Raw genomic sequence first — 26698 nt, 5'->3', positions numbered from 1 at the left:
CAGGGGTGGGGCGGGCTCGGCGCCGTGCCGAGCCCGCCCGGTTCCTGTCATGCCGTCAGCGCTGCAGTGTCAGCAGCCCCGGACGGTAGGGGAGGAGGCCGTAGTCGCCGCCCGAGTTGGGGCTGCGCCCCTGGTAGAGGAGTTGGAGGTTGCAGGGGTCGACGGTCATGGTCTGGTCGGCGCTGGTGCGGAGCAGTTCGCCGTGGCTGATGTCGTTGGTCCAGGTGGCGCCGCTGTTGGCCTTGCCCGCGAAGGGGTTGCCCTCGGTGGCGGCCTGCGGGGTCCACGAGCCGTTCAGGCTGGTGGCCGTGAACGAACGGAAGAAGCGCTGCTCACTGGCGCCCCGGGCCTCGACGATCATGAGGTAGCGGTTCTGGCCCTGGAGCTTGTAGACCTGAGGTGCCTCGAACAGGTTCTTCTCCGTGTCGCTCATGACCGTCGTGTACGACGAGCCGAAGTTGCCCGGGAAGTTCCCGATCGGCATGCTGGCCCGGTAGATCTTGCCGTTGTCACCGGCGAAGAACAGGTACATGTTCTGACTGTCGCCGATGAGCGTCTGGTCGATGGGCCCTGTCCCGGAGCCGGAGATGCTTCCGGTGAACAGCGCCTGCGGAGCCGACCAGCCGTTGGCGTTGGTGGGGTTGGTCGACGTCCGGTAGGAGAACGCGGTCCCGCCCCACTGGTAGGTGAGCACCCAGATGTTCTTCGGCGCGAAGTAGAAGAGCGAGGGCGCGACGGCGGCGTTGGACATCGCGTTCTGGCCGGCCGAGGCCATGTCCGACCAGTTGGTGAACAGGTTGAAGTTCATGGAACCCCAACTCGACCCGTTGTCGTGCGTCGTCGCGTAGACGAGCTGCTTGCCCTGGTAGGGGGCGACGGTGAAGTCCTTGAGCGAGACCCACCCGGACCTGGGCTGCGCCAGCGCGCCCGTCGAGGTCCAGCGGTAGGACGACGGAAGATCACACGCTCCGGGGGTGTCGGCGCCGACCTTCACGAGCTGCCACTGCTGGTTGGTGCCGCCCCAGTCGTCGTACTGGACGACGTTCGCGTTGTCGGCGGTGGAGGCGCCCTGCACTTCGAGGGCCTTGCCGCTGTGGCGCGAGATGAGCCTCACGTAGCCGTCGGAGCTGTCGGCCAGCCGCCACTGCTGGTTGGCGCCGTTCAGGTCGGCCCACTGGACGATGGATCCGCCGTTGACCGTGGACTGGTTGTAGATGTCCAGCACCTTGCCCGAGAGACGGGACTTGATGCGGTAGTAGCCGTCGCCGGAGTCGACGAACTGCCATTGCTGCTGGCTCTGGTCGTTCCTGGTCCACTGGGTGATGCGGGCGCCGTCGGTGGTGGCCAGGTTGTAGACGTCGAGGGCCTTGCCGCTGTTGCGGTTGACCAGCACGTACGAGGCGTTGGTGTCGACGGTCGCCGCACTGGCGGGCTGCGCGCCGAGGAAAGCGGCCACCAGCAGCAGGGGCGCCAGGACGGCGAGCAGGCGTCTGAGCGGGACCGTGGACGGGGAGCGTAACCGCATGTGGGGGCCTCCTTGGGGACGGGGCGGGGCGGTGCGGTGCGAGGTGGCGCTGAGTCGGCGAACCGTGGAGCGGTCGGGTGGGGGGTCGGCCGATCCTTCGAAACATTCGACGCCTTCCACGGATACTTCGACGCCACAAGTTAGAAATACAGGCCCCGTTGGTCAAGGTGTTTGGCTGTTCTGTCTGCAAACGGTTCATCCGAAGGGGCTGTTGGCCATCGAATGTTTCGAAGCAGAATTGGAAACTTTCTCCGTGGATGTATTGACGAGTCACCGTCAACGCCTCAATCATCCTTCTCCGAGGGGCGACCAGGCTTCGGGGACTTCCCGGCCGAGCTGAGCCGAGCCCCTCCACCGTCTCCCCGTGCTGCCCGGGGCCCGGCCCGTCCCGCCTGCCGTCGCGGGGGAGCGGCCGGGGTTTCAACCTGCGCTTCAGCCAGTCCGTGACGTCCATTTGGAGGTACGCCCATGGGTTCGTACGCCCTACCCAGATCCGGTGTCGGCCGGAGGATCCGCGGCGCGATGCTCGCACTGATCATCCCCGTCCTCGGCGCAACCACCGCGCTGGTCACGGCACCGCCCGCACACGCCGCCGAAAGCACCCTCGGTGCGGCCGCGGCCCAGAGCGGCCGCTACTTCGGCACCGCCATCGCCTCGGGCAGACTGGGCGACTCGGCGTACACCTCGATCGCGAACCGTGAGTTCAACATGGTCACGCCCGAGAACGAAATGAAGATCGACGCCACCGAACCGCAGCGTGGCCAGTTCAACTTCACCTCCGGCGACCGCGTATACAACTGGGCCGTGCAGAACGGCAAGAAGGTCCGCGGGCACACCCTGGCCTGGCACTCCCAGCAGCCCGGCTGGATGCAGAGTCTCAGCGGCAGCTCCCTGCGCCAGGCGATGATCGACCACATCAACGGCGTGATGGCCCACTACAAGGGCAAGATCGCCCAGTGGGACGTCGTGAACGAGGCCTTCGCCGACGGCAACTCGGGCGCCCGGCGCGACTCCAACCTGCAGCGCACCGGCAACGACTGGATCGAGGTCGCCTTCCGCACCGCCCGCGCCGCCGACCCCGCCGCCAAGCTCTGCTACAACGACTACAACACCGACAACTGGACCTGGGCCAAGACCCAGGCCGTGTACAACATGGTCAAGGACTTCAAGCAGCGCGGCGTCCCGATCGACTGCGTCGGCTTCCAGTCGCACTTCAACAACGACAGCCCGTACAACAGCAACTACCGCACCACCCTGCAGAGTTTCGCCGCTCTCGGCGTCGACGTGGCCGTCACCGAGCTCGACATCCAGGGCGCCTCGCCCACGACGTACGCCAACGTGGTGAACGACTGCCTGGCCGTCTCGCGCTGCCTCGGCGTCACCGTCTGGGGCGTGCGCGACAGCGACTCCTGGCGATCGGAGCAGACGCCGCTGCTGTTCAACGGTGACGGCAGCAAGAAGGCCGCCTACACCTCCGTCCTCAACGCGCTCAACGGCGGCACCACCACGCCGCCTCCGTCGGGCGGCGGCGGACAGATCAAGGGCGTCGGTTCGGGCCGCTGCGTGGACGTGCCCAACGCCGGCCAGACCGACGGCACCCAGGTCCAGCTGTACGACTGCAACAACGGCACCAACCAGCAGTGGACGTACACCAGCGCCGGTGAGCTCAGGGTCTACGGCAACAAGTGCCTGGACGCCGCCGGCAGCGGCAACGGCGCCAGGGTGCAGATCTACAGCTGCTGGGGCGGCGCCAACCAGCAGTGGCGCCTCAACTCCGACGGTTCCATCGTCGGAGTCCAGTCCGGTCTCTGCCTCGACGCCGTCGGGAACGGTACCGCGAACGGCACCCAGATCCAGCTCTACACCTGCTCGGGCGGCAGCAACCAGCGCTGGACCCGCACCTGACTCCTTCAGGAGCACCATGCAGGCCTCCCCGGGGCACCGTCATGCCGACCGTGCCCCGGGGAGGCCGTCTCGTGGTTCAGTCCGGCCGTGTCACCGCGGACATCGACGGCGGGGGAGTGGGAGAAGCGGTGAGCAGCGCACCGTGGACGGCTGCGGACGCGGCACGGGCCATGTAACGGGCGGTGTCCGAAGGCCAGGTGTCCCGTTCCTGGTGGATGAGGAGGGACACCGCGCCGTGCACGGCGGAGCACAGCACCCTGGCCGTCTCGGTCGGGCTCTCCACCGGCACGCCGGCCTCACGGCAGGCGGTGACCTTGTCCCGGAAGTAGCGGAAACACGCGTCCTCGTTGTGGCGGCTGGCCTCGGTGGCTTCGCCGTCCATCACCAGCCGGTACTGGGCGGGATGACGAAGCCCGAAGGCGATGTAGGCGACGCAGGTCTCGTAGAGCGCCGTCACCGGGTCCGAGATCCCCTCGGACACCGCTTCCAGTTCGACGAACAGGGAACTCCACACCCGCAGACACGTGGCGTGGACGAGTTCCCGCTTGGAGGAGAAGTGCAGGTACACGGCCGGGGGCGTGACTCCGGCGCTGCTCGCCACCGCGCGGATCGTCAGCGCGTCGGCTCCTCCGTCCTCGAGCAACCGGCCGGCGATGTCGAGCAGTTGGTCGCGCAGCAGGCCACCCTGCCCCTTGGCGGCGCGAGTTCGGGAGGCGGTCACGGCGGTGAGCCCTGGAGAGACGTCGCCATCAGGAGGCCTTCTGACCGACGGCGGTGACCACCTGCGTCACCCTGGCGCACAACTCGCCCTCGGCGTCGTGCACATCGACCTCGACGACGGTGTTGCGCCCCACCCGCAGGGGACGCGCCGTCGCGACCACGTCCGTGCGGGCCGGCCGGAGGAAGTGCGTGGTCGACTCCACGGTGGCCGGAGCGGCACCGGCCGGACCGTTGAGCGCGGCGCACACGGCACCGCACACGTCGGCGAGCCCCATCAACGCTCCGCCGTGCAGACCACCGCCCACCGTGGAGAGCGAGAGATCGTGCGCCAGCGTGGCCCGAACACCGTCGGCGGTCATCTCGTCGAACACGACACCCAGCGTCTTGGCGTACGGCGCCAGGGCGTAGACGTCATCGGCTGCGAGTGAGGTCATGGCTGCTCCCGGTTCAGGTTAGTGCCGTTAAGTTATCGACGTTAACTCAGGCCGTCAATGAGCGATCGGGGGGAGGCCGGAGTAGCCGAGGCCGACGCACCCAGGGCGGGATCCGGCCAGGGTCGCCGCCGCCCGCACCCTCGTCGTCTGGCGCGGGACATCGGTGTCCATCAGGCCCTCCGTCCGCTCGCTGGCCAGGGAATCCAGCACCGCCGCCGCCTCAGCGGCGATCCGCACACGCGCGCCCGCAGCCCGGTCCCGTAGGCACCGTCACGCGAAGGTGGCCGGGGGCCGCTGCGACCCCCGGCCCAGGCCGACCGGACCGGGGTGAAGGGGACCGTTCGGCCCTTCCGGACCGTCTGTCGATGCGGCTTGGATCGGATCATGTCCGACAAGCTCACGAGGCCTGTAGCAGCCCACACGGTCCGCACGGTCGCCGGAACGACCGTGGTGATGCCGTTCGGCGAGATCGACCTCGTGACGGCGATACCGCTGATGTCACTCCTCGACTCACTGACGTGCGGCCCGGACCCGGACCTGGTGGTCGACCTGACCAAGGTGACCTTCATCGACTGCGCGGGACTGGCGGCCCTGTGCCGGACACGCAACCGGGTGCGGGCCCGCAACGGACGGCTGCGACTTGTCAACGATGACAAGGACTTCCCAAGGCTCCTGCGCGCCGCCGGGCTCGACAGGGTCTTCGAAGTTCAGCCCGTCTTCGAGATCCCCGCGGATCGGTCAGGGGTTGTCCCTGGTTCCCGGGCGATCCAGGCCGTTCGGCCCCATGTCCCGGCGCCGACCAGTGCCGCGCGGCCCTGGCACAGCAGCCGGTCAGCCCGTGTCGGGCACGCGGCGGGCCTGCGACCTTCGAGGTGGGACCACCGACCGGAAGAGGTGCGGAACCATGGGACGTGGGCGGCAGGGGAGAAAGCGGTTCTGGCGCTGGCGGAGCAATCCGCTGCGCCGACGCGACGACATCGCCGAGGCCTGGGTCGTCCTGGCCGTATGGATCCTGGTCCTGGTGGGCGGCACGATCGTGGGCCTGGCCGCGGCACACGCCACCGCGAGCACACTCGACCGGCAGCGCGCGGACCGGCACTCCGTGCCTGCCGTCCTCCTCGCCGACGTACCGAGGCCCACGTCGGGGAAGTGGTCGTCGGGTGACAAGGACCTCGCGAAGGTGCGCTGGAGGGCTCCCGACGGCTCAGTGCGCGTGGATCGCACTCTGGTCACCGTCGGTCTGAGGGTAGGCTCCCGGGTCGTGGTGTGGGAGGACGCGCGGGGCACGCTGGTCACCGAACCGCCGGGCCCGACGGAGGCCACCCTTGAGGCGGCCGTGATGGGCGGCTTCGCGGCGCTGGCCCTCGCCGGTTCCGTGTGTGCGACGGGCGCCCTCGTCCGCCGGCGGCTGGACCAGCGGCGCATGGCGGGCTGGGACCGGGAGTGGGACCTGGTCGGGCCGAGGTGGGGGCACCGCACCGGCTGAGGTCCGAAGGGTGCATCCCGCACTGAGCTGGTGACTCAAGCTTCGGCTGATCCGGCCGGACGGCAGGAAGAAGGCAGATCACATGGAACGTGTCATCGTCGTTCACGTCGGCTCCGCGGACTGCGAGGCGGCCGCCCGCTGGGCCTCCTGGGAAGCGGCCCGACGCGGGCTCCCGGTCCAGCTGCACCGTGACGGGACCCCGCCCGCCTCCGAGGAGACGGAGCTGGTCGTGGCCTGCGCGCCGGACGTGAACGACCTGTCCGCGTCCCCGTGCCCGTGCGTGCTGGTCCCCGAGCGGGCCAGGGAGCCGATCGCCGCAGAGACCGTCCTCGGAGTGGACGCCCGCAACCCCGCGGCGGAGGCTGTCGCCTTCGCCTTCGACACCGCCCGACGCTGGGGTGTACGGCTGCGGGCCGTGCACAGCTGGCAGCTTCCCGCCGAGGCCGCCGAATTCCACTTCGGGATACCGGAGGACGATCGCGCCATCTGGGAGGACCGCGAGGTGCACCTGCTCTCCGGCGCACTGCGGCCGTGGCGGGAGAAGTACCCGGAGGTGGACGTACTGGAGGACGTCCGGCTGCTGAGCCCCGTCCAGGCCCTGGTGCGACAGTCCGCGAACGCCGGCCTGCTGGTCGTCGGCAGGAGTGCGGGGGCCACCTCCTCGGCAGTGGCGCACGGACTCGTGGCCAGGTCACGGTGTCCTGTCGCCGTGGTGCCTTCATAGCAGCAAGCCTGTCAAGGGAGTTCACTCGCTGTTGTACTGGTCCCGCCGAAGCCGTCCCTGCCGACGAGGCCATGCTTGGTCAACTCGATCTACAGCGACGGGCGTTCAGGCATTCCGGGTCCACACCGCCACTTCGGGACGATCAGTACCATGCTCGCGGAGCCGGGCGGCGTGCCGGGTGCGGGCGTCGGCCGTCTGCGGGCGTACAGCGGCGGTGCGTACGTCGAGGCCGGGCGAAGCCCGTCAGCGGGCGTCCAGGGTGCGCAGTTCGGCGTCGGAAAGTACGGTGGCGTCCAGGTGTTCGACCTCGGACATGGGTGTGCTCCCTGAATAGGTCATCGGTGGGTGGAGGCGGCATGGCCGGCAAGGACGCGGCGAAGCTGCCGCGCAAGGTGTACGAGAACGAACTGCTGCGCCTGCAGACGGAGTTGGTGAAGCTCCAGGAGTGGGTGCGGGCGGAGGGCACCCGGCTCGTGGTGGTCTTCGAGGGCCGGGACGCGGCGGGCAAGGGCGGCACCATCAAGCGGGTCGCCGAACACCTCAACCCCCGTATCGCCCGGATCGCGGCGCTCCCGAAGCCGACCGAGCGCGAGCGCACACAGTGGTACTTCCAGAGGTACGTCGAGCACCTGCCGGCGGCCGGGGAGATCGTGCTGTTCGACCGGTCGTGGTACAACCGGGCCGGAGTCGAGCACGTGATGGGTTTCTGCACGCAGGAGGAGTACCGGCTGTTCCTGCGCCAGTGCCCGATCTTCGAGCGGATGCTCGTCGAGGCCGGGATCGTGCTGCGCAAGTACTGGTTCTCGGTGAGCGACACCGAGCAGCAGGAGCGGTTCCGGCGGCGGCTGGAGGATCCGCTGCGGCGCTGGAAGCTGTCCCCGATGGACCTGGAGTCGATCAGCCGCTGGGAGGCGTACTCCCGCGCCAAGGACGAGATGCTGGTGCACACCGACATCTCCGAGGCTCCCTGGTACGTCGTGGAGAGCGACGACAAGCGGCGGGCCCGTCTGAACATGATCGCGCACCTGCTGGATTCGGTGCCCTACGACGACGTTCCGCCGCCGGTGCTGGAACTGCCCGCGCGCCCGCCCTCGACCGGCTACCAGCGCCCGCCGCGTGATCTCCAGACCTACGTCCCCGACCACGCGGCGAGCCTCTGAGCGGCTGGTCATCGCTCACACCGGCTCGGGCACGATCACGACCGGGCAGGCGGCCTGGTGCAGCACGCCGTGGGCGACCCGGCCCAGTTGGAGCCCGAAGTGCCGCTGCCGGCGGCGGGCCCCGAGGACCAGGAGATCGGCGTTGCGCGAGGCGTCCACCAGGACGGTCCGGGCGTGCCCCTCGACCGTACGGCGGTGCACCTCGACCTCGTCGGGGACGTCCAGCAGCGCCTTCTCCAGCACCTCCGACGCCTGCTGCTCGTGCAGCCGGGCGGGCTCGCCGGTGAGCAGCGGGTGGTCGGTGCTCTCGTGCGCCGGGCACCGCCAGGCCCGTACGGCCTCCAACGCGGCACCCCGCTGCCGCGCCTCCTCGGCGGCGAAGCGCACGGCCGCCTGCTGCTCGCCCACCCCGACGACCACGCGGCCCCGGACCGGGGGAGCGGCGGGCCCGCGGACGACGACCACCGGACAGTGGGCGTGCCCGGCCACCAGGAGGCTCACCGACCCCAGCAGCGCCTCGGCGACACCGCCCCGGCCGCGGGTCCCGGTCACCAGGAGGCAGGCGCTGCGGCTCTCCCGTATCAGCGCGTACTCGGGTTCCTCCGGCTGCACGTCGGTGGAGACGACCACGCCGGGCCGTCGCTCCCAGGCGCGCCGGGCGGCGCTCGCCACGATGTCCTCGGCCCGCGCCTGCTCCGATGGCTTGCCGGGACCCTCCGTGAGCTGCGTGCCCTCGTACCGCTCCCACAGCGACGCGTACACCAGCCGCAGCGGCAGCCCGCGCCGGGCGGCCTCGTCCACCGCCCAGTCCACGGCCCGCAGAGCGGGCTCGCCACCGTCGACGCCGACGACGATCGGCAGATCGGCCGTCATCGCGCTCACCTCCCCGTGCCCAGGTCGAAGACGATGCGGGCCTTGACCTGACCGCGCAGCACGTCGTCGATGGATTCGTTGACCGTGTCGAGCGAGCGGATCTCGGAGATCACCCGGGTGCGCCCTGCCGCGTGCAGCTGGAACACCTCGGCGAGGTCCTGTCGGGTGCCGACGATCGAGCCGATCACGCTCGTCCCGTTGAGGACGGTGTCGAAGATCGGCACCTGGATCGTGCCGTGCGCGGGCAGGGCGACCATGACGAGCTTTCCGCCGCGCCGCAGACCGGAGTTGACGGCGGCGAAGGCGTCCTCGTTCACCGCCAGGGCGATCGCCGCGTGCGCCCCGCCGGCCTGCCTCAGGACGGCGCCGACGTCGTCCTTGCGGGCGTCGACGACCAGGTCCGCGCCGAGTTCGGCGGCGAGTTCGAGCTTGTCGTCGGTGACGTCGATCGCGGCCACCCGGGCGCCGGCGATCTTCGCGTACTGCACGGCCAGATGACCGAGCCCGCCGATGCCGGAGACGGCGACGAGCTGGGCGGGCCGAACCCCCGCGACCTTGAGCGCCTTGTACGTCGTGACGCCCGCGCAGGTCAGCGGGGCCGCGTCGAGGGCGCTGACGCCGTCCGGCACGGGCTGTGCGAAGTCGGCCCAGGCCAGCATCTTCTCGGCGTACCCGCCGTCGCAGCCGTAACCGGTGTTGACCTGCTGCTCGCACAGGGTCTCCCAGCCGGACAGGCAGTGCTCGCACCGACCGCAGGCCTTGCCGAGCCAGGGCACGGCGACCCGCTGCCCGACGCCGAGGTGGGTGACGCCCTCGCCGAGCTTCTCGACCAGGCCGACGCCCTCGTGGCCGGGGACGAAGGGCGGGATCGGCTTGACGGGCCAGTCACCGCGGGCGGCGTGGATGTCGGTGTGGCACAGCCCGGACGCCTCGAGGCGGATCCGGACCTGGCCCGGGCCCGGCTCGGGATCGGGACGTTCCTCGATGACGAGGGGTGCGCCGAAGGCTCGTACGACTGCTGCCTTCATGGTTGCTGCTCTCCTCACGGATGGGGGACTACGGCGACAGGGGCGACGGAGTGGTGCAGCACGGCATGGGTGACGGGACCGATGTGGGCGCCGAACGGGTTGCGGCGGACGCGGCGACCCACGACGACGAGGGAGGAATCGCGGGAGGCGTCGGCGAGGTGGTTCCCGGCGGTGCCGTAGGAGGACTCCTCGGTGACCTCGACGTCCGGGTGCTTGTCGCGCCACGGGCTCAGGAGTTCGGCGAGGGCCACGGACTCGCGGCGGGCCAGGGCGGCGTGGAGTTCGAAGTCGGTGGCGAGGCCGTAGGCGTAGTACGGGGGCGGGTTCCAGCCGTGCACGACGCGCAGGGACGTGTTGCGGCGGGCCGCTGCCGCGAAGGCGAACTCGATCAGCGCTTCGTCCGGGCTCTCGATGTCGAGGCCGAGCACCACGGGCCGGAACGGGGTCGCGGAGGACGGGATGCCGACCGGGTCCATCTCGTGCTCGTCGGCGGCCTGCTCCCCGGCCCGGACCAGGACGACCGGCTGCTCGGCGTGCGCCACGACGGCCAGAGCGACCGAGCCGACCAGGAAACCGCCGAGGCCGCTCAGGGCGCGCGAGCCCACCACCAGCAGCTCGGCGTCCTTCGCCGCGTCCGTCAGGACGTCGGCGGGCCGGCCGGACAGCTGCTCAGCGGAGACCTCAAGGCCCGGGTGGCGCAGCCGGATGCCGTCGGCCGCCTCGCGGGGAACGCGCTCGGTCCAGTGCTGCTGCGTCTCGGCGCCGAGGAGGGGGGCCTGGGCCATGGGTGCGGGGACCGGCTCCCAGACGTGCACCAGCTTCAGCGGCAGACCGAGCAGTGCGGCCTCGCGTGCCGCCCATTCGGCGGCAGCCCGGCTTTCGCTCGAACCGTCGAGGCCGACGGTGATGGTGCGAGTCATGATCTCCACCTCTTGGATCGGGGGCTCCTCTATGAGACTCGTCCGTGGACGGGGCCCGTGGCAGGGGCCGCACTTCCCTGCCGGTGGGGCCGATCGGCCCCACCGGGACGTCTTCGACAGCGCCGGGCCCGCAGCCCCGCCCGCGGTCGGCGCGGGCCCGTCGGGTGGGCCGTCGCCTTCCGTCGGCCGGAGTGCCGGGAACGGTGGTGCATCCTGAGCCCGGACGAAAGGGGCTGCCCATGGCACGCGACACAGCCGGACACGGGACGGGGCGACGGCCCCTGGCCCCCGGAGTCGTCGTCCTCCTCGGCTACCGGCGTGCCTGGCTGCGCGGCGACCTGCTGGCCGGCCTCACCGTGGCCGCGTACCTGGTGCCGCAGGTGATGGCCTACGCGGGCGTGGCCGGGCTGCCGCCGGTCGCCGGACTGTGGGCGATCCTGCCCGCCCTCGCGCTGTACGCGCTGTTCGGCTCCTCACGCCTGCTGTCGGTGGGCCCCGAGTCCACCACCGCCCTGATGACGACCACCGTGGTAGGCCCGCTCGCCGCCGGGCACCCCGGCCGCTACGCCACCCTCGCGGCCACGCTCGCGGTCACCGTGGGCCTGCTGTGCCTGGTCGCCCGCGCCGTACGCCTGGGCTTCCTCGCGGACCTGCTCTCCCGCCCCGTACTGATCGGCTATCTGGCGGGCGTGGCACTGATCATGGTGGTGGACCAGTTGCCCAGACTCACCGGCGTCGGGACGACCGAGACCCGGTTCTTCCCTCAACTGTGGTCCTTCGCACGGGACCTGACCGACGCCCACCCGGCCACCGTCGTCCTCTCCGCTGCCGTGCTCGCCCTGCTCTTCGTGATGGCGCGATACCTCCCCGCCGTGCCCGGACCGCTGCTCGCGGTCGTCCTCGCCACCCTCGCCGTGGTGGTCCTCGACCTCGACGGCCGGTACGGCGTCAAGGTGATCGGGGAGGTCCCCTCGGGCCTGCCCGCCGTGGCCTGGCCGGACTTCGGCGAGGTGCCGCGGCTCGTCCTTCCCGCCCTCGGCGTGCTCCTGGTCGCGTACACGGACTTCATCCTCACCGCACGGGCGTTCGCGTCCGACGGCCAGGGCCCCGCGCTCGACGCCGACCAGGAGTTCCTCGCCCTGGGCGCCGCCAACCTCGGCGCCGGTGTCCTGCACGGCTTCCCCGTCAGCAGCAGCGCCAGCCGCACCGCCCTCGCCGCCTCGGCCGGCGCCCGCAGCCAGGCGTACTCCCTGGTCGCCGGTGCCGCGGTGGTCGCCGTCCTGCTCCTCCTCAGCCCCCTGCTCACCCGTATGCCCTCCGCGGTCCTCGGCGCGCTCGTCGTCTACGCCGCCGTCCGCATGATCGACCTGGCGGGCTTCCGCCGCCTGGCCGCCTTCCGCCGCCGCGAGTTGCTGCTCGCGCTCGGCTGTCTGGCCGGGGTCCTGGCCCTGGACATCCTCTACGGCGTCCTCGTCGCCGTCGGCCTGTCGGTCGCCGAGCTGCTGAGCCGGGTGGCCCGCCCGCACGACGCGATCGAGGGCCTCGTCCCGGGCGTGGCAGGCATGCACGACATCGACGACTACCCCACAGCCCGCACGATTCCCGGGCTGCTCGTCTACCGCTACGACTCCCCGCTGTTCTTCGCCAACGCGGAGGACTTCCACCGGCGGGCCCTGGCCGCGGTCGACATGCAGACCGAGCCCGTGCGGTGGTTCCTCCTCAACACCGAGGCCAACGTGGAGGTCGACATCACCGCCCTCGACGCCGTGGACGCACTGCGCCGCGAACTCACCGCCCGCAAGATCACGTTCGCCCTGGCCAGGGTGAAACAGGACCTGCTGGACGACCTCAGCGCGTACGGCCTCGCCGACTCGGTGGGCGCGGACCGGATCTTCCCGACGCTCCCGAGCGCGGTGGCCGCCTACCGCCTCTGGACCCGGGCGGACGCCGAATAGACCTGCTCCCCGTCGACCCGCTTCGCAGGAGCCGAGCGGCCCGGTCGAGGGGCCGGGTGGCCCATGGCCCGCCGCAGGCCGTCAGGCACAAGCTGCCCATGGCAGGTCCCCCCGTCCCGCAGGAGGCGCGTCATGGTCACCACTCACACCCCCAGCATGCTGCGAGCCCTGCCCGTCGAGCACCGGGAGCGCCTCATGCGCGTCGCCCGCGAGGTGTCCATCCCCCAGGGGACACGGCTGTTCGAGGAGGGCGGCAAGGCCGACCGTTTCTGGATCGTCCGCACCGGCACGGTCGAACTCGACATGCACGTGCCCGGCCGCCGAGCCGCCGTCATCGAGATCCTCCAGCACAACGAACTCGTCGGCTGGTCCTGGTTGTTCACTCCCCACGTCTGGCATCTGGGCGCCGAGGCGACGACACCGGTGCGGGCCTACGAGTTCGACGCCACGGCCGTCCGCCTGATGTGCCAGGACGACCCGGCGATGGGCTGCGCCCTGGCCCAGTGGGTCGGCGACGTGCTCGCCCACCGCCTGCGCTCCGCCAGGACCCGGCTGCTGGACCTGTACGCGCCCTACGGCGCGGGCAGCCCCGTGTGAACCGGGAGGAGCGGTCATGCACGGCACCCCGCACATCGTCAGCGACGTCATGACCCGCACGGTCGCCGCGGTCGGCCGCGGGACCACCTTCAAGGAGATCGTGCGGCTCATGCAGGACCGGAAGGTCAGCGCGCTGCCCGTCCTCGACGGCTACGGCCGCGTCATCGGCGTCGTCTCCGAGGCCGACCTGCTGCCCAAGGAGGAGTTCCGCGACAGCGACCCCGACCAGTACACCCAACTGCGCCGCCTGACCGACCTCGCCAAGGCCGGCGGCGTGACCGCGGGGGAGCTGATGACCGCCCCGGCCCTCACCACCCGCCCCGGCGCCACCCTCGCCGAAGCCGCCCGCACCATGGCCCGCGCCAGGGTCAAGCGGCTGCCCGTGGTCGACGAGCAGGGCTTGCTGAAGGGCATCGTCAGCCGCTCCGACCTCCTCAAGGTCTTCCTGCGCGACGACGAGGACCTCGCGGAGGAGATCCGCCGCGAGATCGTGTCCTACCTCTTCCCGCTCCCCGCCTCGGCGGTCCACGTCCAGGTCCACGACGGCGTGGTGCGGCTGAGTGGGCGGGTGCGGGACACGTCCCTGGTCCCGGTGGCCGCCCGCCTGGTGCGCGCCGTGGAGGGTGTGGTCGACGTGGATTTCGACCTGGACCGCGGCTGCCACGAGCCCTTGCGGCCACCGGAGTCCCCGAGTAGGGCCGGTCGGCCCTAGTGCATCCGGCCCCGGCGAGCGATGATCGTCGTGACGGGCGGCCCGCAGCCCGTACGCCGCCAGGGACGAGGGGTCGTCATGACCGAGCCACGCACCTTCACGGAGCAGAACCCGATCCGGGTGTTTTTGCTGGACGACCACGAGGTCGTACGACGCGGAATCACCGACCTCCTCGACGCCGAACCCGGCATCTCCGTCGTCGGTGACGCCGACACCGTCGAGCACGCCCTCGTCCGCGCTCCGGCGCTGCGCCCCGATGTCGCCGTGCTCGACGTACGCCTGCCCGACGGCGACGGCATCACGGTCTGCCGGGAGCTGCGCAGCAGCATGCCGGAGCTGGCCTGCCTCATGCTGACGTCGTTCGACGACGAGGACGCACTGCTGGACGCCATCATGGCCGGCGCCTCCGGCTACGTCCTCAAGCAGATCAGAGGCTCCGACCTGGTCTCGGCGGTCCGCACGGTCGCCTCCGGCCAGTCGATGCTCGACCCCGCGACCACGGCCCGCCTGATGCGCTCCCTGCGTGCCGACCCCGCCGACACACCGACCATGTCGCCCGAGCTGGCCGGACTGTCTCCCCGCGAGCGGGACATCCTCGCCCTCATCGGCGACGGTCTCACCAACCGCGAGATCGGCAGGAAGCTCTACCTCTCCGAGAAGACGGTCAAGAACCACATCTCCCGCCTGCTGGCCAAGCTCGGCGTCCAGCGCCGCGTCCAGGCAGCGGTCCTCGCCTCCCAGTTGGAGCGACCGGCCACCGGTGAACGCCCCGTCAGGTGATCGGTGGTCGGGCGTCGGGGACGGGGCTGGGGTAGAGCGGTGCCCGCGCCGGACCGTGCGCTCGCACGCCACCCGATCTCATCGGAGCTTCAGGTCGGTCATGCGCGATCCGGATCGACACCCGGTGGGAATCCGTGGATCCCGGGCTCGGTGACGGACGCATCGTCGATGAGTGCCGGGCAGACACTCCAGTCGGCGGCGATCCGCATCACCTCGTGTTCCGTCGGCATCGCCGCGTGCCAGGCGTCCCATTCGGTGTCTCCCCAGTCCGGCCGGACCTCTTCCCGCCCGACCAGACCGACACCGAGCTCCCTCTCGACGGCGGTGGGTTCACCCAGGCGCAGCGGAACCTCCCCGCTCATGCCGATGTAGGAGTAGGCGCGGGTCAGTTCACCGGACTCGACCTTGGCCCAGACGTGGTAGTCGCTGACACGCTCGTTGCGGAAGTACTGGAGGTCCCCGACACGAGAGGCCAGCGACCGCAGCCAGGCGGGGAACTCCGGATCCTCCGGTTCCGCCGGGTGCGTCAGATGCATCCTGCCGTGGGCGAGTGTCCACCCCGGGACCGGCCTGGCGACGAAGACACCGTGCGAGTAGGCGAGTTCGGTGCCGGTCTCCCAGTCCATGCGCTGTCGGTGCCGTAGCCCGAGGGCATCGGCCACCTCTTCCGGCCCGGTGTCACGCACGGCCAGCCAGGACGTCTTGAAGCCGAAGGACATGAACTCCCCACTCTGGTGTGTGGTCACGCGAAGTCAAGAACGTCACTGAGCAGGAACATCCGACCGCACCAACCGAATGCGCGCGGCCGGTATGCGCTCGGGCAGGTAGAAGAAGCCGTTGCCGTTGTCGAGGAGGGATTCCTCGTCGACGTCGTCCACGGCCCAGACGTCAACCGGCCCACCGGTGTTGTTGATCTGGAGGAAGAACGACACGTCCTCGTCCCGGCAGACGAAGATCCCCTCCACCTCGGGGCGGCGGCTGCCGGCGATGCCCCGTGCGGCTCCCATCCGGGTCCAGTCCAGGCCGTGCCGGGCGATCGACTGCCGGTTGAGCACGGACGAGACGTGGAAGTGGCGCGGGGTGTTCAACACGCCAGGAGTATAGGCAGCAGCGAGGTTTCCGCCTCCGTCAACTGCGGGGTGAGAACGGCTGCGGGGCGCCGGACCAGCGCACGGGATGACCCTCGGCGCTGTCCGTGAGCCAGGATCCGTCGCCCAAGGGCATCAGCGCATACGGATTGCTCACGTCGACGGTGAATTCCCCGCCGACCGTGCCCGTGCGCACGTCGACGAGATGGTGCCGGAACCACTCCTCCTCGTCCTCGCTCTCACCGCCCAGGGTGACGACAGCCGTCTCGTCGGTCAGATAGCCGCCGCTCCATTCCACGAAGCACGCGTCCGGGTCGTACCCGAAGGCCTCGACGGGGAGGGTGAAGAGAACGTCCCCGTCGGGGTGGGTGTGAAAGGCGACGTCCGTCTGGTTGTGGTCGACGGTCATGAACTGCCGCCCGGACGGGGCCAGGTCGATCAGGCAGCGGTCCGACCACGGGAACGGCACGAACTCCGGCTCACTGTCCGGGCCGACCGCCGCTCCTCGGACGATCACGGAGCCGTCCTGCCCCTCCCCGATGTCGAGGTAGATGCTGCCGTCCACGGGGTGCACGAAGTGGAAGGCGCCGTGTCCGACCGTCTCCAGCTCTCGGCGGGCGAGGATCACCCCCGTCTCGGCGTCGTGGACGACCCACTGGTCGCCGCCTGCGCGTCCCGCCATCGCGTCCGGCCGGTAGACCCACACCGTTCGGCCGTCCAGGGACAGCGCGCAACCAGGGCGGTGGCCATGGCGTACGTCGGAGTGCGGCTCGAAGTCGGAGGCCCACCCGAGGTCGCCGGCGCGCGTGAGGCAGACGACCTTGTTCAGCGTGGTGTACACGACCCGCTCCAGATCGCGCCGGACCACCGACGCCACGACCTCGTCGCCGGCCAGGGGCCGGTAGACCGTGGCGGGCGCCAGCGTCCCGTGAGCGTCGGAGTCCACGACGTAGGCATGGATCTGCCCGTCGCGGTGGCGGGTGACGACCTTCGGCAGCGGCGCTGGAGTCATCCGCTGAGGCTAGTCCCCAGGCACGGGCGACCCGTTCGAGGGGTACGGCGGCCGAGGCGGCCGCCCGTCACGTCGATCGACCGATGGAGCACGGCGGCACCTCGACGCATTCTCGGGCCGCCACCGCGCTCGCATCTGCACCCGTGCCGGCCGTCAGGCCGCGACGAGTTCCTTCTCGCGCTCCGGCGTCTGGACCACGGGCTGCTTCTTCCGGTTCGGCAGCGAGAGCCGGAAGACCTTGCGCCACGCCGAGAAGACCTGCACGGGCAGCGGACCGGTGACGTACTCCAGCTCGTACTTCTCGAACAGCGCGCGCACCTTCACCGCGACCTCGGCGTACCGGTTGCTCGGCAGGTCGGGGAAGAGGTGGTGCTCGATCTGGTGGGACAGGTTGCCGGTCATGAAGTGCATGGCCTTGCTGCCGCTGATGTTCGCCGAGCCCATCATCTGGCGCAGATACCACTGGCCGCGGGTCTCGCCCTTGATCGACCGGCGCTCGAAGACCTGGACGCCCTCGGGGAAGTGGCCGCACATGATCACCGAGTGGGACCAGAGGTTGCGGACCAGGTTCGCGGTGAACGTGGCGGCGAGCGTGGGCAGGAAGGACGGGCCGGACAGCAGCGGGTGGATCACGTAGTCCTTGAGGACCTGCTTGCGGATCTTGCGGCCCACGGCCCTGGCCCGCGCGCGGAACTCCGGGTTCTTGCGGCGGCGCTTGTGCAGGTTCTTGCCGAGCTCCAGGTCGTAGGCGGCGATGCCGTACTCGAAGAAGCAGGCGTTGATGAAGTTCCACAGCGGCTGACCGAGGTGGAAGGGGTGCCACTTCTGGTCCTCGTCGACGCGCATGATGCCGTAGCCGAGGTCGTTGTCCTTGCCGATCACGTTGGTGTACGTGTGGTGCAGCTCGTTGTGCGAGTGCTTCCACTGGTCGGCCGGCGAGACGTGGTCCCACTCCCAGGTGGTGGAGTGGATCTTCGGGTCCCGCATCCAGTCCCACTGGCCGTGGAGGATGTTGTGGCCGATCTCCATGTTGTCCATGATCTTCGCCACGGACAGACCGGCGGTGCCGAGCACCCACGCCGGCGGGAACATCGAGAACAGCAGCACGCCCCGGCTGACCAGCTCGAGCGTGCGCTGCGCCGAGATGACCTTGCGGATGTAGGCGGCGTCCTTCTCGCCGCGGCCGGCGATCACCTCGTCGCGGATCGCGTCCAGCTCGCGGCCGAGCTCCTCGATCTGCTCGGCGGTCAGGTGGGCGGTGGGGTCGATGGCGGTCAAGGTGTTCCTAACGCTCGATGTCGCAGGGGCCCGCGGCGGCGGACACGCAGGTCTGGATGAGGACGCCCGGCTCCGCCTCGGTGATCTCACCGGTGCGCAGGTCGCGGACGGCGCCCGCCTTGAGCGGTGAGACGCAGCCGAAGCAGATGCCCATGCGGCAGCCGGACGGCATGAGCACACCGGCCTCCTCGCCGACGTCCAGCAGCGGCGTGGCGCCGTCCGCGTCGACGGTCTTGCCGGAGGTGCTGAAGGTGACCTGGCCGCCGTCGCCGGTGGCGATCACGGTGGGGCGGAAGCGTTCGGTGTGCAGGCGCTCCGGTACGCCGTGCTCGCTCCAGTGCTTCTCGGCGGCGTCGAGCAGGCCCGCGGGCCCGCAGGCCCAGGTCTCGCGCTCGGCCCAGTCGGGTACGAGTTCGTCGAGTCGGGCGATGTCGAGCATGCCGTCCGTGGCGGTGTGCACCTCGGTGAGCCGCAGCTTCTTGCCGGCGACCAGGTCGTGCAGCTCCTTGCGGAAGATCACGTCCTGCGGCTGGGGTGCGGAGTGGACCATGACGACGTCGTCGAACTCGGTGTCGCGCAACATGCCCATCACGGGCGTGATGCCGCTGCCGGCCGTCAGGTAGAGCACTTTTGCGGGCTTGGCCCGGGGCAGCACGAAGTCACCGGTGGGGTGGTCGAGCTGGATCAGCGTGCCCGGCTTCGCTCTGCGGACCAGGTGATTGCTGACCTTGCCGTCGGGGATCGCCTTCACGGTGATGGTGAGGCGGCCGTCCCGGCGGTCGGTCGGTGAGGTGATGGAGTAGGCACGCCACAGGCGCACCCCGTCGACATCGACCCCGACGCGGACGTACTGGCCGGCCGTGTGGCCCCGCCAGCCCCGCCCGGGCCTGATCACGACCGTGGCGGCGTCGCTCGTCTCGGGGTGCACGGCCTCGATGCGGCCGCGCAGGTCAGCGCCCGCACGCAGCGGGCTGACCAGGTCGAGGTAGTCCGACGGCAGCAGTGGCGTCGTGACCATCTCGAGCAGTTTCCACGCCCTGGTGCGGAGGGCAGTACTCGTCATGATTCCAGCTTGCTGCGCCTCAGGGCGTAAAGTCCTGACCGTAGGATGTGAATCTGGTGGGTTGGATTGTTCGCAGGGAACAAAAACGTGAGCCATGCAGTCCGGAGGGCCAGTGAGCTGGCCCTGGATGAGACGACGGTCACCGCGCTGCGGGCCGAGCTGAGAAGCACCGCCGACGAGGTCGTCCAGGCCATCATCGACGAGGTGCCTCCGTACGCCAACGCCCTGTCGGGCAGCATGGGCGGCACCATCCGCCGGGCCGTCCGCACCGCGCTCGGGCACTACCTGGACCTCGCGAGCGGGAACGCCACGGGCGGCGACGCCGGGGACGCGGCCTACGAACTCGGTCGCGGCGAGGTGCGCGACGGCCGGTCGATGGACGCCCTGCTCAGCGCCTACCGGGTCGGTGCCCGCGTGGCCTGGCGGTGCCTGGCGGCGGGTGCCGTGCCCGCGGGTCTGCCCGCCGCCGAGGTCGCCAAGTTCGCCGAGCTGACCTTCGCCTACATCGACGAGCTCTCCGCGGCGAGCGCCGCAGGGCACGCCGACGAACTGGCCGCCCGGGGCCGGGCTCAGGAGCGCCATCTGGAGCACCTGGCCCGTGACCTCCTCGCCGGGGCGAGCCCGGACGTGCTGCTGGCCTCCGCTCAGCGGGCCGGCTGGCAGCCTCCGGTCTCGCTGACCGCGGTCCTGCTGCCGGCCGACCAGGCCCGGCCCGCCTACCGCGCCCTCGACCCGAGCACCCTCGTCCTAGACGATCTGCCGGACGCCACCGGAGTGCTGTTCGTCCCCGACGCCGACCGGTCGCATCTGCTGCGGCAGCTGACCGACCGGACCGCCGTGGTCGGCCCGGCCCGGCCATGGGCACGGGCGTCCGCGTCGTACGGCCGAGCCCTGCGCGCCCGCTCCCTCTCCTCCGGCATCCGCGACACCGAGGAGCATCTGCCCGAGCTGGTGCTCACCGCCGACACGGACGCGTTCGCCGACCTGCGTGCCCGCGCCCTCGCGCCGTTGCGGACCTTGCCCGACGCGACCGCGCGGCGGCTGGAGGAGACGCTGCGGGCGTGGCTGCTGCACCAGGGCCGGCGGGACGAGGTGGCGGCGGCGTTGTTCGTCCACCCCCAGACCGTCCGGTACCGGATGTCGCAACTGCGTGAGCTGTTCCCGGATCTCGCGTCGCCGGACCGGGTCCTTGAACTGACGCTGGCGCTCGGTCTGCGGGCGGACTGAGTCGTACGACCTTCGCGTGGATGCCTGATGCCAGATGCCTGACGCCAGATGCCAGGTGCGCTGCCGCCCGGATCGTCGAACCGGGCGGCAGCGCAGGACAGGGTCAGGCGTCACCGGGTCGGGCTAGAAGTGCCACTGCTGGTTGGTGCCTCCGTTGCAGGTCCACAGGTCCACGAGGACGCCGTTGGTCTTGGTGAAGGTGGGGTCGTCGAGGCACAGCCCCGAAGCCTGGTTGACGATCAGGTAGCTGCCTCCGTTGATCGGGATGAACGACCAGTTCTGGTTGGCGCCGCCGTTGCAGGACCACAGGTCGGCCGCCGTCCCGTTGGTGAGGCCGGCCTGGTAGTCGTCCAGGCAGGTGCCGGAGTTGACGTTCTTGATCGTGTACTGGCCGTTGCCGACACTGCTGACGTTGAACTGCTGAAGCGTGCTGCCGGTGCACGACCACAGGTCCACGCTCGCGCCGTTGGCGGTGTTGCTCTGGTAGTCGTCCAGGCAGGTGCCGGTGTTGACGTTGGTCAGGCTGCGCGCGCTGCCGGCGAGGGTGCCGCCGTTGGCCGGCACGAGTGTCCATTCCTGCGAGCCGTTGCTGCTGGCGGTCTGGAGAGTGAGGTTCGCGCCGGAGGAGGCGCCGGTCAGGTACAGGCTCGTGTTACCGGTGGACTTGAACTGCACGTTGCCGTTGGCGAGTTGGACCATGGTCCACAGGGCCGTGCTCGTGTTGTCGACCCAGCTGCCGATCTGCGCGCCCGCCACCGCGTTGTTGCCCCAGATCTCCGCGGCCCGGCCGCCCGACTCGTTGAGCAGGGTGACGCCGTTGGGCTTGGTGGTGATGTGCCAGTACTGGGTCTCGGCGTTGGACGCCGAACCGGCGGCCTCCAGACGGACGTCGGGGGAGTTGGCGTTGCCGATGTTGGCGTCGGTGATGTTGTTGTGGGTGCCGATGACCTGGCCGGTCAGCTTGTTGACGATCTTGTACAGAGTGCCCTGCGAGTGACCGAAGTCGATGTCGGCGTTGATGATCGTGGAGGTGCCCTGGTTGGCCAGGATCACCACACGCCCGGTGTTCGCGTCGTAGGTGAGATTACGGCTGTAGGCGCCGGGGACGGTGGTCTGGAACTGGGTCCAGGTTCCGGTGCTGCTGCCGGTCGAGTCGATCCAGACACTGCCGCTTCCGGCCGCGTTGTAGACCAGGCGGCCGTCAGGCAGGCGGATGACGACGGGGCTGCCGCCCTGTGCGAGGGCCGCGGAGCCGCCGGCTACGGGCAGCGTGGAGATACCGGTCCCGGCGGTGCCGCCCACGGAGTAGAAGTGCAGCGGGTCACTGGCGACCTTGTACCGGACGTTGTCGCCGCCGCCCCAGTACTCGTAGGTGAGCATCCACTTGCCGTCGGAGGTGGGGACGACGTTCGCCATGCCGGGGCGTCCGCCGCCGATCTCCGTCTTGGTCCCGCCCATGGTGACGGTCGTCCCGGTCACGTCCACCACGGCACTGCTCCAGGCCGAGCCGGACGAGCCGTTCCACGTGCGGTGGGCGATGATCTGTCCCTGCGAGTCCGTCGCCGTGCCGTTGGCGGGGTCCGTGGTCAGCGCGCCGGTGCCGCTGTCGTACGCCGTGAAGTCGTTCTCGTCGGAGTAGTACGCCACGAGCTGGCCGTTGTAGACCATCAGGTACGGCTCCCACACCGGGTCGACCTGGTGGTAGGTGTTGGCGTTCGAGACGTTGGTGCCGATGTTGCCGGCGCTGCCTCCCTGCCAGCCGCCGCCGGTGATGATGTTGAGGAAGCTCCATGTGGTGCCCTGGTCGGTGCTGGAGTAGAGCGCGATCGCCAGGTCCTTGCGGTCGCCGTCACCGGAGGGGGTCCAGTTGGGGTCGGCAGCCTTGTGTTCGAGGTAGTAGGAGTCGTCGCCGGACACCACGGCGGCCATGACCAGCGTGCCCGCCGAGAGCGAGCCCACGGTCTGCGGCAGGACGTACAGGTAGGGGTTGGTCCATGCGCTGGTGTACTTCGCGTACTGCGGGTCGCTCGACAGGTAGGCCGGGGCCTGGACCTGCGAGACCAGGGACCAGCTGGTCCCGTCGTCACTGCTGCGGTAGACCGGCAACGTCTCACCGACCGCCGAACCGGACGAGGGAACCGTCGCCAGCTCGAAGGAGGCGACCAGCTGCCCGTTGTTCAGCTGCGCGGCCTTCGGGTAGATCGCGCAGTTGCCGCGCCCCTTCAGGCACGCCTGGTTGGAGGGGAGTTGGTAGACGGTCCCGGGGGTGGGGGAGTAGGCACCGGCCGACGGCGCCGCCACGAGCGACACGATGACGGCACAGACGGCGGCCAGCGCCGCGCCGAACTTTGTCAGTCTGCTTCTTACGCGCATTTCATCCTGCTCACGGTTGGGCCGAGGGCCTGTGGCGGACCGCGTGGGCGCGGCCTGCGGACACCCGCTTGCACGAGTCACCGCGTCGCCTGATCAGCTGCTTCGGCCGGAATCCGGGCCGCCGTCGTCCGGGCGGCCCTTCGCCACCCGACGGTGACGAAGTCGTTCGACCTGAGGAGGTCGGACCATGGGGGTGAGGTATTCGTACGGGGGTGCCTGCTCGGCCGTGACGGCTGAGCGAACGGGAAGGCGTCAAGCTCATCGGCCTGGGGGGAGTTGTGTTGCCCTCGGGTCGAGGGGAGGTTGCTCGTCGGCGTCCCGGTCGACGGAGCAGTGGGGCACGGCCACGAGGCGGGTGGTTCGGGGAGGTTGCTGCCGATTACCGATGCGCGGATAAGTCGGCGCCCGTCGACGGTCCTGCACCGCTGGACGCGCCGGAACTCACGGCCCATCCCTGTGCTCGCGCCATGACGTCTCCCGGTGGCCGTCGCTTCGGCAGTGCAACGCTGCCTGACTGCGCAGACATGTCTACGCAGTCAGGAGGTGGGCGTCAAGAGTCCGGGACAAATCCGTAGGGCAGGCATCCTGTGCCGGCACGTGGCCGAACGGCCACGGTGGTAGCCACGGAACACGCGCAGCAGCCCCAGCCTGCTGCGCATGACCGGCAGCAGCAGCCCCCCGCCTGCTGCGCATGACTGACAGCAGCAGCCCCCCGCCTGCTGCGCACGACCGCCATCAGCCGACCCGCCGTCGGCAGGCACTGCGCAGTGCGATTTACTCTTCCGATGAGTTCCCGCACTTCCCCGACCAGCCGGCCGATCACGATTCGGAGGGCGGTCGCGCGGGATGCGAAACGCCTCACCCGGCTCGTGCGAGGCTCGGGCGCCTATGCGGGCAAGTACGCAGCCGCGGTCGCGGGCTACCGGGTCGGTCCCGACTACATCGAAGCCCACCGAACCTTCGTAGCCGTGAGCGCTGACGAACAGGGCGGCCGGATCCTGGGGTTCTACTCGCTCGTCCTCGCTCCACCGGAGCTCGACCTGCTGTTCGTCGCCGACGAAGCGCAAGGACGGGGGCTCGGACGGCTGCTTGTCGCGCACATGGAGTCGGAGGCGAGGGCTGCAGGTCTCGACCGTGTCGAGGTCGTGTCGCACGTGCCCTCGCAGGACTTCTACCACCGAGTAGGTGCGGTGCGGACCGGGACCGCACCCGCGAACCCGCCGGCCGTGCCGTGGGACCGGCCTACGTTCGAGTTCCGCATTTCTGCGGGGTGACGTGGGGCGCCGGTCCTGTCACGAGGAGTGCGCCGGAGTCCGACGAAAGTTCCACGACCAGTGGTCGTCGTGGCTTTTCGAAGGGCTCCGGCGCTGTCGGGCCTGACAACCGGGAGCTGAGGCTACGGGACCTTGTATCCGGCGGCGCGGAACAGTTCGTACCACTCGGGGCGGGTGAGCGGGAGGTCGGAGCCGAGCGCGGCGGCGCTCACGCGCTCTGGCGTCGTCGTGCCGAGGACGACCTGCATCTGCGCGGGATGACGAGTGATCCAGGCGACCGCGATCGCCTCGGCCGGCACCCCGTATTTGTCGCTGAGCCGGTTGATCACCGAATTCAGCTCGGGGAAGCGGTCGGAACCGATGAACGGCCCGTCGAAGAATCCGGCCTGGAAGGGCGACCACGCCTGGATGGTGATGTCATGCAGGCGGCAGTAGTCGACGATTCCGTCATCGCGGACGACCGACTGATCGAGGTCCTGCATGTTCGCGGCGACGCCCTGCGCGATCATCGGCGCGTGGGTGATCGACAGCTGGAGCTGGTTCGCCACGACGGGTTGCGTCACGTGCTTGCGCAGCAGGTCGAGTTGGCGGGGGGTCTGGTTGGAGACGCCGAAAGCGCGCACCTTGCCTGCCGCCGCCAGCTCGTCGAAGGCCCGGGCCACCTCCTCCGGCTCCACGAGGGCGTCGGGGCGGTGCAGCAGCAAAATGTCGAGGTAGTCGGTGTCCAGTGCGCGGAGTGAACCGTTGACGGACTCGACGATGTGCTGATGAGAGAAGTCGAAGTAGGGCCCGTCCTTGACGATGCCGGCCTTCGACTGAATGACGAACTGCTCACGCTCCGACGAACTGAGCTTCATGGCCTCAGCGAACCTGCGCTCGCAACCGTGGTCGTCCGTGCCGTAGACGTCGGCGTGGTCGAGGAACGTGATGCCGGCGTCGCGTGCCGTGTTGACGAGCGTGCGTACCGCGTCGTCGGTCATGTCCTGGATGCGCATCAGTCCCAGGACGACGTTGGGGACCACCATGTCGGTGCCGGGCAGGGTAAAGGTCTTCATGGGGGCTCTTTCGCTGTGACGTGAACGTTTCAGGCGGAGGTGCCTGCGGACTGGTCGTCAGGGGCGCCCCCGAGACCGCTGCGGCTGCGAATTCTGCTTCCGGTCATCGTCACTCCATCCTCGTCGGGCAACCCCCGTATTGCGCGATGCGGTGAGACGCTGCGGTCTCACTCTAGAAATGGACGATCCAGAAATCCAACAACTGTTGGTTCTGAAATTGAGAACTGTGGGATGTGAATCCATGTGAATCCATCCACGCCCCGCGGGTCATGTCCCGGGGACCTCGGCAAGAGGTCCCCGGGAAGGCAGGCCGTTCGACAGCCGGGCCCTCAGGGTGCGTCGACGAGGATCCGCTCCTGGGCCGGTGTGAGCGTGGTGATCGCGCTCGCGTAGGCGGACTGCACGCGGGAGCGCTCGGTGGCGTTGGGCGTGGCGTTGGTGCAGGCCGTACCGGCGCTCGATCCCGACATCAACTGGGAGCAGGGGCCGGGCTTGGTGTCCGGCAGGCCGAGGCTGTGGCCCATTTCGTGAGCGGCGATGCGGGTCTTGTTGTAACCCTGGTCCACGGCCTGACTGCCGAGTTCCACGCGCACCTGACGGCCCGGACGAACGGGGCCGAGCGTGGCCTGCGGCCAGCCGGTGGTCGCGACGATCACGATCTCGGCCGCGGCTCCGGGCGCCGCTTCCACCAGATGGACGTTGCTCACGTTCGCGTTCCACGTGGCCACTGCGGCCGCGACCGCGCTCTCCCAGCCTGCGGCGCGGCTGTCGTCGTAGCGGAGTGTCACCGGTGCGGCCTGGGCGGCGGACGGTTCAGCGGCGGGAGCGGGGACCGCGGCCGCGGTCCCCGCAGTGGCGAGGACGAGTGCTGCGGCGGACGTGCCTGCCTTGAGCCAAGTGCCGAGGGGCATTGCTGCTCCTTCATCCGTGGGGGGACTCCGGCCCCGGCGGGACCGGGAGCGCGAAGGAGCGGTACGGGTGGTCCGGCAGGGGCCGGGCACGCCGTCGACCGCCCCTCCGGGGCGTTGCGATGGTATGCCCTGGCACCGCCTTCGGTCATGTACCTGCCAGAGTGAGTATCCGTCAGAATCCACCAGGCGGCGGAAGTTGGCTTGCCGATCTCCGGGCGCTCGGGGTGCTGCGCTTGCTCGGCCCGTCGTCGCATGGGGGCTGTTCTGGTCGCGCCGCGGAACCCCGCTCGGCGTGTGCTGATCGCGGCCGACTCGACCTGCTGATCGCCGTCGGGAATGACGTGATGGGCTGCCGTGTTCATACCACTGCATGACATGACCGAGTCAAAGTGCTCGGTGGTGGTGGAAGGAGTCCTCATGGCACGCAGCACCACGCGTCCCGTCGTCACGCTCAGGTCGACGGCGGGCACCGGCTTCACCTACGTGACGCGCAAGAACCGTCTGGCCGACCCCGACCGGCTGGTCGTGCGCAAGTACGACCCGGTCGCCGGCAAGCACGTTCTGTTCCGCGAGGCACGCTGACACCGGCCCCGGCCCG

The 26698-nt window shown here is 70.0% G+C and carries 25 protein-coding genes and 1 pseudogene; 12 read left to right on the top strand and 14 right to left on the bottom strand.

The annotated features are described in order from the left end of the window. Positions 1-55: 55 nt before the first annotated feature. Positions 56-1525 (bottom strand): non-reducing end alpha-L-arabinofuranosidase family hydrolase, encoded by a 1470-nt coding sequence (locus tag AQJ54_RS34290; RefSeq protein WP_062244075.1) that lies wholly within the window; start codon positions 1523-1525, stop codon positions 56-58. Positions 1526-1993: 468 nt separating this feature from the next. On the opposite strand from AQJ54_RS34290, the gene AQJ54_RS34285 reads away from it, so the two are divergent. Further along, the gene (locus AQJ54_RS34285) at positions 1994-3430 is read left to right on the top strand and encodes an endo-1,4-beta-xylanase (RefSeq protein ID WP_062244072.1); all 1437 of its coding nucleotides are present in this window, start codon (positions 1994-1996) and stop codon (positions 3428-3430) included. A 76-nt stretch (positions 3431-3506) separates the two neighbouring features. Here the strand turns inward: AQJ54_RS34285 and AQJ54_RS34280 are convergent, their stop codons facing one another. Then, positions 3507-4151, bottom strand: a complete 645-nt coding sequence (locus tag AQJ54_RS34280; RefSeq protein ID WP_062244067.1) for a TetR/AcrR family transcriptional regulator — start codon at positions 4149-4151, stop codon at positions 3507-3509. 28 nt (positions 4152-4179) lie between these two features. Next, complete coding sequence (locus tag AQJ54_RS34275; protein ID WP_062033155.1) at positions 4180-4584, bottom strand: PaaI family thioesterase; 405 nt, start codon at positions 4582-4584, stop codon at positions 4180-4182. A gap of 384 nt (positions 4585-4968) precedes the next feature. Between AQJ54_RS34275 and AQJ54_RS44120 the strand changes: the two are divergent. The 4 genes and pseudogenes from AQJ54_RS44120 to ppk2 form a co-directional block, all read left to right on the top strand. Beyond that, positions 4969-5286, top strand: a pseudogene (locus AQJ54_RS44120) (STAS domain-containing protein); the annotation flags it as partial. Between the two features lie 202 nt (positions 5287-5488). Continuing rightward, positions 5489-6070 carry an Rv1733c family protein gene (locus AQJ54_RS34265; protein ID WP_062244056.1) on the top strand — a complete coding sequence of 194 codons (582 nt, stop codon included), beginning with the start codon at positions 5489-5491 and terminating at the stop codon, positions 6068-6070. Positions 6071-6152: 82 nt separating this feature from the next. Continuing rightward, entirely contained in the window at positions 6153-6794 is a 642-nt protein-coding gene (locus tag AQJ54_RS46965; protein ID WP_079070141.1) for a universal stress protein, read from the top strand. Between the two features lie 356 nt (positions 6795-7150). Then, on the top strand, positions 7151-7954 hold the full coding sequence (gene ppk2 / locus AQJ54_RS34250) for a polyphosphate kinase 2 (protein ID WP_030326838.1): 804 nt from the start codon (positions 7151-7153) through the stop codon (positions 7952-7954). A 15-nt stretch (positions 7955-7969) separates the two neighbouring features. On the opposite strand, the gene AQJ54_RS34245 is transcribed toward ppk2, so the two are convergent. From AQJ54_RS34245 to AQJ54_RS34235, 3 genes are read right to left on the bottom strand one after another with little or no spacing between them, the layout of a single operon-like run. Next, on the bottom strand, positions 7970-8827 hold the full coding sequence (locus AQJ54_RS34245; RefSeq protein WP_062244052.1) for a universal stress protein: 858 nt from the start codon (positions 8825-8827) through the stop codon (positions 7970-7972). A 5-nt stretch (positions 8828-8832) separates the two neighbouring features. Beyond that, positions 8833-9855 carry a zinc-dependent alcohol dehydrogenase gene (locus tag AQJ54_RS34240; protein WP_062244050.1) on the bottom strand — a complete coding sequence of 341 codons (1023 nt, stop codon included), beginning with the start codon at positions 9853-9855 and terminating at the stop codon, positions 8833-8835. 14 nt (positions 9856-9869) lie between these two features. Beyond that, the gene (locus AQJ54_RS34235; RefSeq protein WP_062244403.1) at positions 9870-10775 is read right to left on the bottom strand and encodes a universal stress protein; all 906 of its coding nucleotides are present in this window, start codon (positions 10773-10775) and stop codon (positions 9870-9872) included. A 239-nt stretch (positions 10776-11014) separates the two neighbouring features. Between AQJ54_RS34235 and AQJ54_RS34230 the strand changes: the two genes are divergently transcribed. The 4 genes from AQJ54_RS34230 (at position 11015) to AQJ54_RS34215 (ending at position 14819) form a co-directional block, all read left to right on the top strand. After that, positions 11015-12730 (top strand): SulP family inorganic anion transporter, encoded by a 1716-nt coding sequence (locus tag AQJ54_RS34230; protein WP_062244048.1) that lies wholly within the window; start codon positions 11015-11017, stop codon positions 12728-12730. 132 nt (positions 12731-12862) lie between these two features. Further along, a complete protein-coding gene (locus tag AQJ54_RS34225; protein WP_062244046.1) occupies positions 12863-13327 on the top strand; it encodes a Crp/Fnr family transcriptional regulator in 465 nt (154 codons plus the stop codon). A 16-nt stretch (positions 13328-13343) separates the two neighbouring features. Continuing rightward, positions 13344-14039, top strand: a complete 696-nt coding sequence (locus AQJ54_RS34220) for a CBS domain-containing protein (RefSeq protein ID WP_062244044.1) — start codon at positions 13344-13346, stop codon at positions 14037-14039. A 78-nt stretch (positions 14040-14117) separates the two neighbouring features. Beyond that, positions 14118-14819: a response regulator gene (locus AQJ54_RS34215; RefSeq protein WP_062033331.1), complete on the top strand. Its 702-nt coding sequence runs from the start codon at positions 14118-14120 to the stop codon at positions 14817-14819. Positions 14820-14917: 98 nt separating this feature from the next. Here AQJ54_RS34215 and AQJ54_RS34210 read toward each other — a convergent pair whose 3' ends face one another. From AQJ54_RS34210 to AQJ54_RS34190, 5 genes are all read right to left on the bottom strand, one after another. Further along, positions 14918-15565 (bottom strand): hypothetical protein, encoded by a 648-nt coding sequence (locus AQJ54_RS34210; protein WP_246091259.1) that lies wholly within the window; start codon positions 15563-15565, stop codon positions 14918-14920. A 15-nt stretch (positions 15566-15580) separates the two neighbouring features. Further along, the gene (locus tag AQJ54_RS34205) at positions 15581-15910 is read right to left on the bottom strand and encodes a hypothetical protein (RefSeq protein WP_062033182.1); all 330 of its coding nucleotides are present in this window, start codon (positions 15908-15910) and stop codon (positions 15581-15583) included. A 37-nt stretch (positions 15911-15947) separates the two neighbouring features. Beyond that, complete coding sequence (locus AQJ54_RS34200; RefSeq protein ID WP_062033185.1) at positions 15948-16919, bottom strand: hypothetical protein; 972 nt, start codon at positions 16917-16919, stop codon at positions 15948-15950. Positions 16920-17072: 153 nt separating this feature from the next. Next, on the bottom strand, positions 17073-18197 hold the full coding sequence (locus AQJ54_RS34195) for a fatty acid desaturase family protein (RefSeq protein WP_062033188.1): 1125 nt from the start codon (positions 18195-18197) through the stop codon (positions 17073-17075). Between the two features lie 7 nt (positions 18198-18204). Beyond that, complete coding sequence (locus AQJ54_RS34190; protein WP_062244042.1) at positions 18205-19260, bottom strand: ferredoxin reductase; 1056 nt, start codon at positions 19258-19260, stop codon at positions 18205-18207. An 87-nt stretch (positions 19261-19347) separates the two neighbouring features. On the opposite strand from AQJ54_RS34190, the gene AQJ54_RS34185 reads away from it, so the two are divergent. Beyond that, the gene (locus tag AQJ54_RS34185; RefSeq protein ID WP_062033194.1) at positions 19348-20487 is read left to right on the top strand and encodes a PucR family transcriptional regulator; all 1140 of its coding nucleotides are present in this window, start codon (positions 19348-19350) and stop codon (positions 20485-20487) included. 123 nt (positions 20488-20610) lie between these two features. On the opposite strand, the gene AQJ54_RS34180 is transcribed toward AQJ54_RS34185, so the two are convergent. After that, on the bottom strand, positions 20611-22860 hold the full coding sequence (locus AQJ54_RS34180; RefSeq protein ID WP_063806483.1) for an RICIN domain-containing protein: 2250 nt from the start codon (positions 22858-22860) through the stop codon (positions 20611-20613). Positions 22861-23645: 785 nt separating this feature from the next. Here AQJ54_RS34180 and AQJ54_RS34175 point away from each other — a divergent pair. Next, positions 23646-24134, top strand: a complete 489-nt coding sequence (locus AQJ54_RS34175; RefSeq protein WP_079070140.1) for a GNAT family N-acetyltransferase — start codon at positions 23646-23648, stop codon at positions 24132-24134. A gap of 122 nt (positions 24135-24256) precedes the next feature. On the opposite strand, the gene AQJ54_RS34170 is transcribed toward AQJ54_RS34175, so the two are convergent. Continuing rightward, entirely contained in the window at positions 24257-25189 is a 933-nt protein-coding gene (locus AQJ54_RS34170) for an aldo/keto reductase (protein WP_062244034.1), read from the bottom strand. A gap of 329 nt (positions 25190-25518) precedes the next feature. Beyond that, positions 25519-26100, bottom strand: coding sequence for a snapalysin family zinc-dependent metalloprotease (locus AQJ54_RS34165; RefSeq protein ID WP_062244032.1), 582 nt, complete (start codon positions 26098-26100; stop codon positions 25519-25521). Positions 26101-26517: 417 nt separating this feature from the next. On the opposite strand from AQJ54_RS34165, the gene rpmG reads away from it, so the two are divergent. After that, the gene (gene rpmG, locus AQJ54_RS34160) at positions 26518-26682 is read left to right on the top strand and encodes a 50S ribosomal protein L33 (RefSeq protein ID WP_062244029.1); all 165 of its coding nucleotides are present in this window, start codon (positions 26518-26520) and stop codon (positions 26680-26682) included. Positions 26683-26698 lie beyond the last annotated feature (16 nt).

The organism is Streptomyces griseorubiginosus, from assembly GCF_001514195.1.
GTDB classification, from domain to species: domain Bacteria; phylum Actinomycetota; class Actinomycetes; order Streptomycetales; family Streptomycetaceae; genus Streptomyces; species Streptomyces griseorubiginosus.
This window is presented reverse-complemented; position numbering and strand designations above follow the sequence as displayed.

What these genes read in the sequence shown, in the direction of transcription:
- AQJ54_RS34180 (WP_063806483.1), bottom strand. Translation starts at nt 22,860, where the DNA reads ATGCGCGTAAGAAGCAGACTGACAAAGTTCGGCGCGGCGCTGGCCGCC.
- ppk2 (WP_030326838.1), top strand. Translation starts at nt 7,151, where the DNA reads ATGGCCGGCAAGGACGCGGCGAAGCTGCCGCGCAAGGTGTACGAGAAC.
- AQJ54_RS34200 (WP_062033185.1), bottom strand. Translation starts at nt 16,919, where the DNA reads ATGACTCCAGCGCCGCTGCCGAAGGTCGTCACCCGCCACCGCGACGGG.
- AQJ54_RS34215 (WP_062033331.1), top strand. Translation starts at nt 14,118, where the DNA reads ATGACCGAGCCACGCACCTTCACGGAGCAGAACCCGATCCGGGTGTTT.
- AQJ54_RS46965 (WP_079070141.1), top strand. Translation starts at nt 6,153, where the DNA reads ATGGAACGTGTCATCGTCGTTCACGTCGGCTCCGCGGACTGCGAGGCG.
- AQJ54_RS34245 (WP_062244052.1), bottom strand. Translation starts at nt 8,827, where the DNA reads ATGACGGCCGATCTGCCGATCGTCGTCGGCGTCGACGGTGGCGAGCCC.
- AQJ54_RS34190 (WP_062244042.1), bottom strand. Translation starts at nt 19,260, where the DNA reads ATGACGAGTACTGCCCTCCGCACCAGGGCGTGGAAACTGCTCGAGATG.
- rpmG (WP_062244029.1), top strand. Translation starts at nt 26,518, where the DNA reads ATGGCACGCAGCACCACGCGTCCCGTCGTCACGCTCAGGTCGACGGCG.
- AQJ54_RS34230 (WP_062244048.1), top strand. Translation starts at nt 11,015, where the DNA reads ATGGCACGCGACACAGCCGGACACGGGACGGGGCGACGGCCCCTGGCC.
- AQJ54_RS34290 (WP_062244075.1), bottom strand. Translation starts at nt 1,525, where the DNA reads ATGCGGTTACGCTCCCCGTCCACGGTCCCGCTCAGACGCCTGCTCGCC.
- AQJ54_RS34285 (WP_062244072.1), top strand. Translation starts at nt 1,994, where the DNA reads ATGGGTTCGTACGCCCTACCCAGATCCGGTGTCGGCCGGAGGATCCGC.
- AQJ54_RS34220 (WP_062244044.1), top strand. Translation starts at nt 13,344, where the DNA reads ATGCACGGCACCCCGCACATCGTCAGCGACGTCATGACCCGCACGGTC.
- AQJ54_RS34265 (WP_062244056.1), top strand. Translation starts at nt 5,489, where the DNA reads ATGGGACGTGGGCGGCAGGGGAGAAAGCGGTTCTGGCGCTGGCGGAGC.
- AQJ54_RS34225 (WP_062244046.1), top strand. Translation starts at nt 12,863, where the DNA reads ATGGTCACCACTCACACCCCCAGCATGCTGCGAGCCCTGCCCGTCGAG.
- AQJ54_RS34240 (WP_062244050.1), bottom strand. Translation starts at nt 9,855, where the DNA reads ATGAAGGCAGCAGTCGTACGAGCCTTCGGCGCACCCCTCGTCATCGAG.
- AQJ54_RS34175 (WP_079070140.1), top strand. Translation starts at nt 23,646, where the DNA reads ATGAGTTCCCGCACTTCCCCGACCAGCCGGCCGATCACGATTCGGAGG.
- AQJ54_RS34165 (WP_062244032.1), bottom strand. Translation starts at nt 26,100, where the DNA reads ATGCCCCTCGGCACTTGGCTCAAGGCAGGCACGTCCGCCGCAGCACTC.
- AQJ54_RS34275 (WP_062033155.1), bottom strand. Translation starts at nt 4,584, where the DNA reads ATGACCTCACTCGCAGCCGATGACGTCTACGCCCTGGCGCCGTACGCC.
- AQJ54_RS34235 (WP_062244403.1), bottom strand. Translation starts at nt 10,775, where the DNA reads ATGACTCGCACCATCACCGTCGGCCTCGACGGTTCGAGCGAAAGCCGG.
- AQJ54_RS34170 (WP_062244034.1), bottom strand. Translation starts at nt 25,189, where the DNA reads ATGAAGACCTTTACCCTGCCCGGCACCGACATGGTGGTCCCCAACGTC.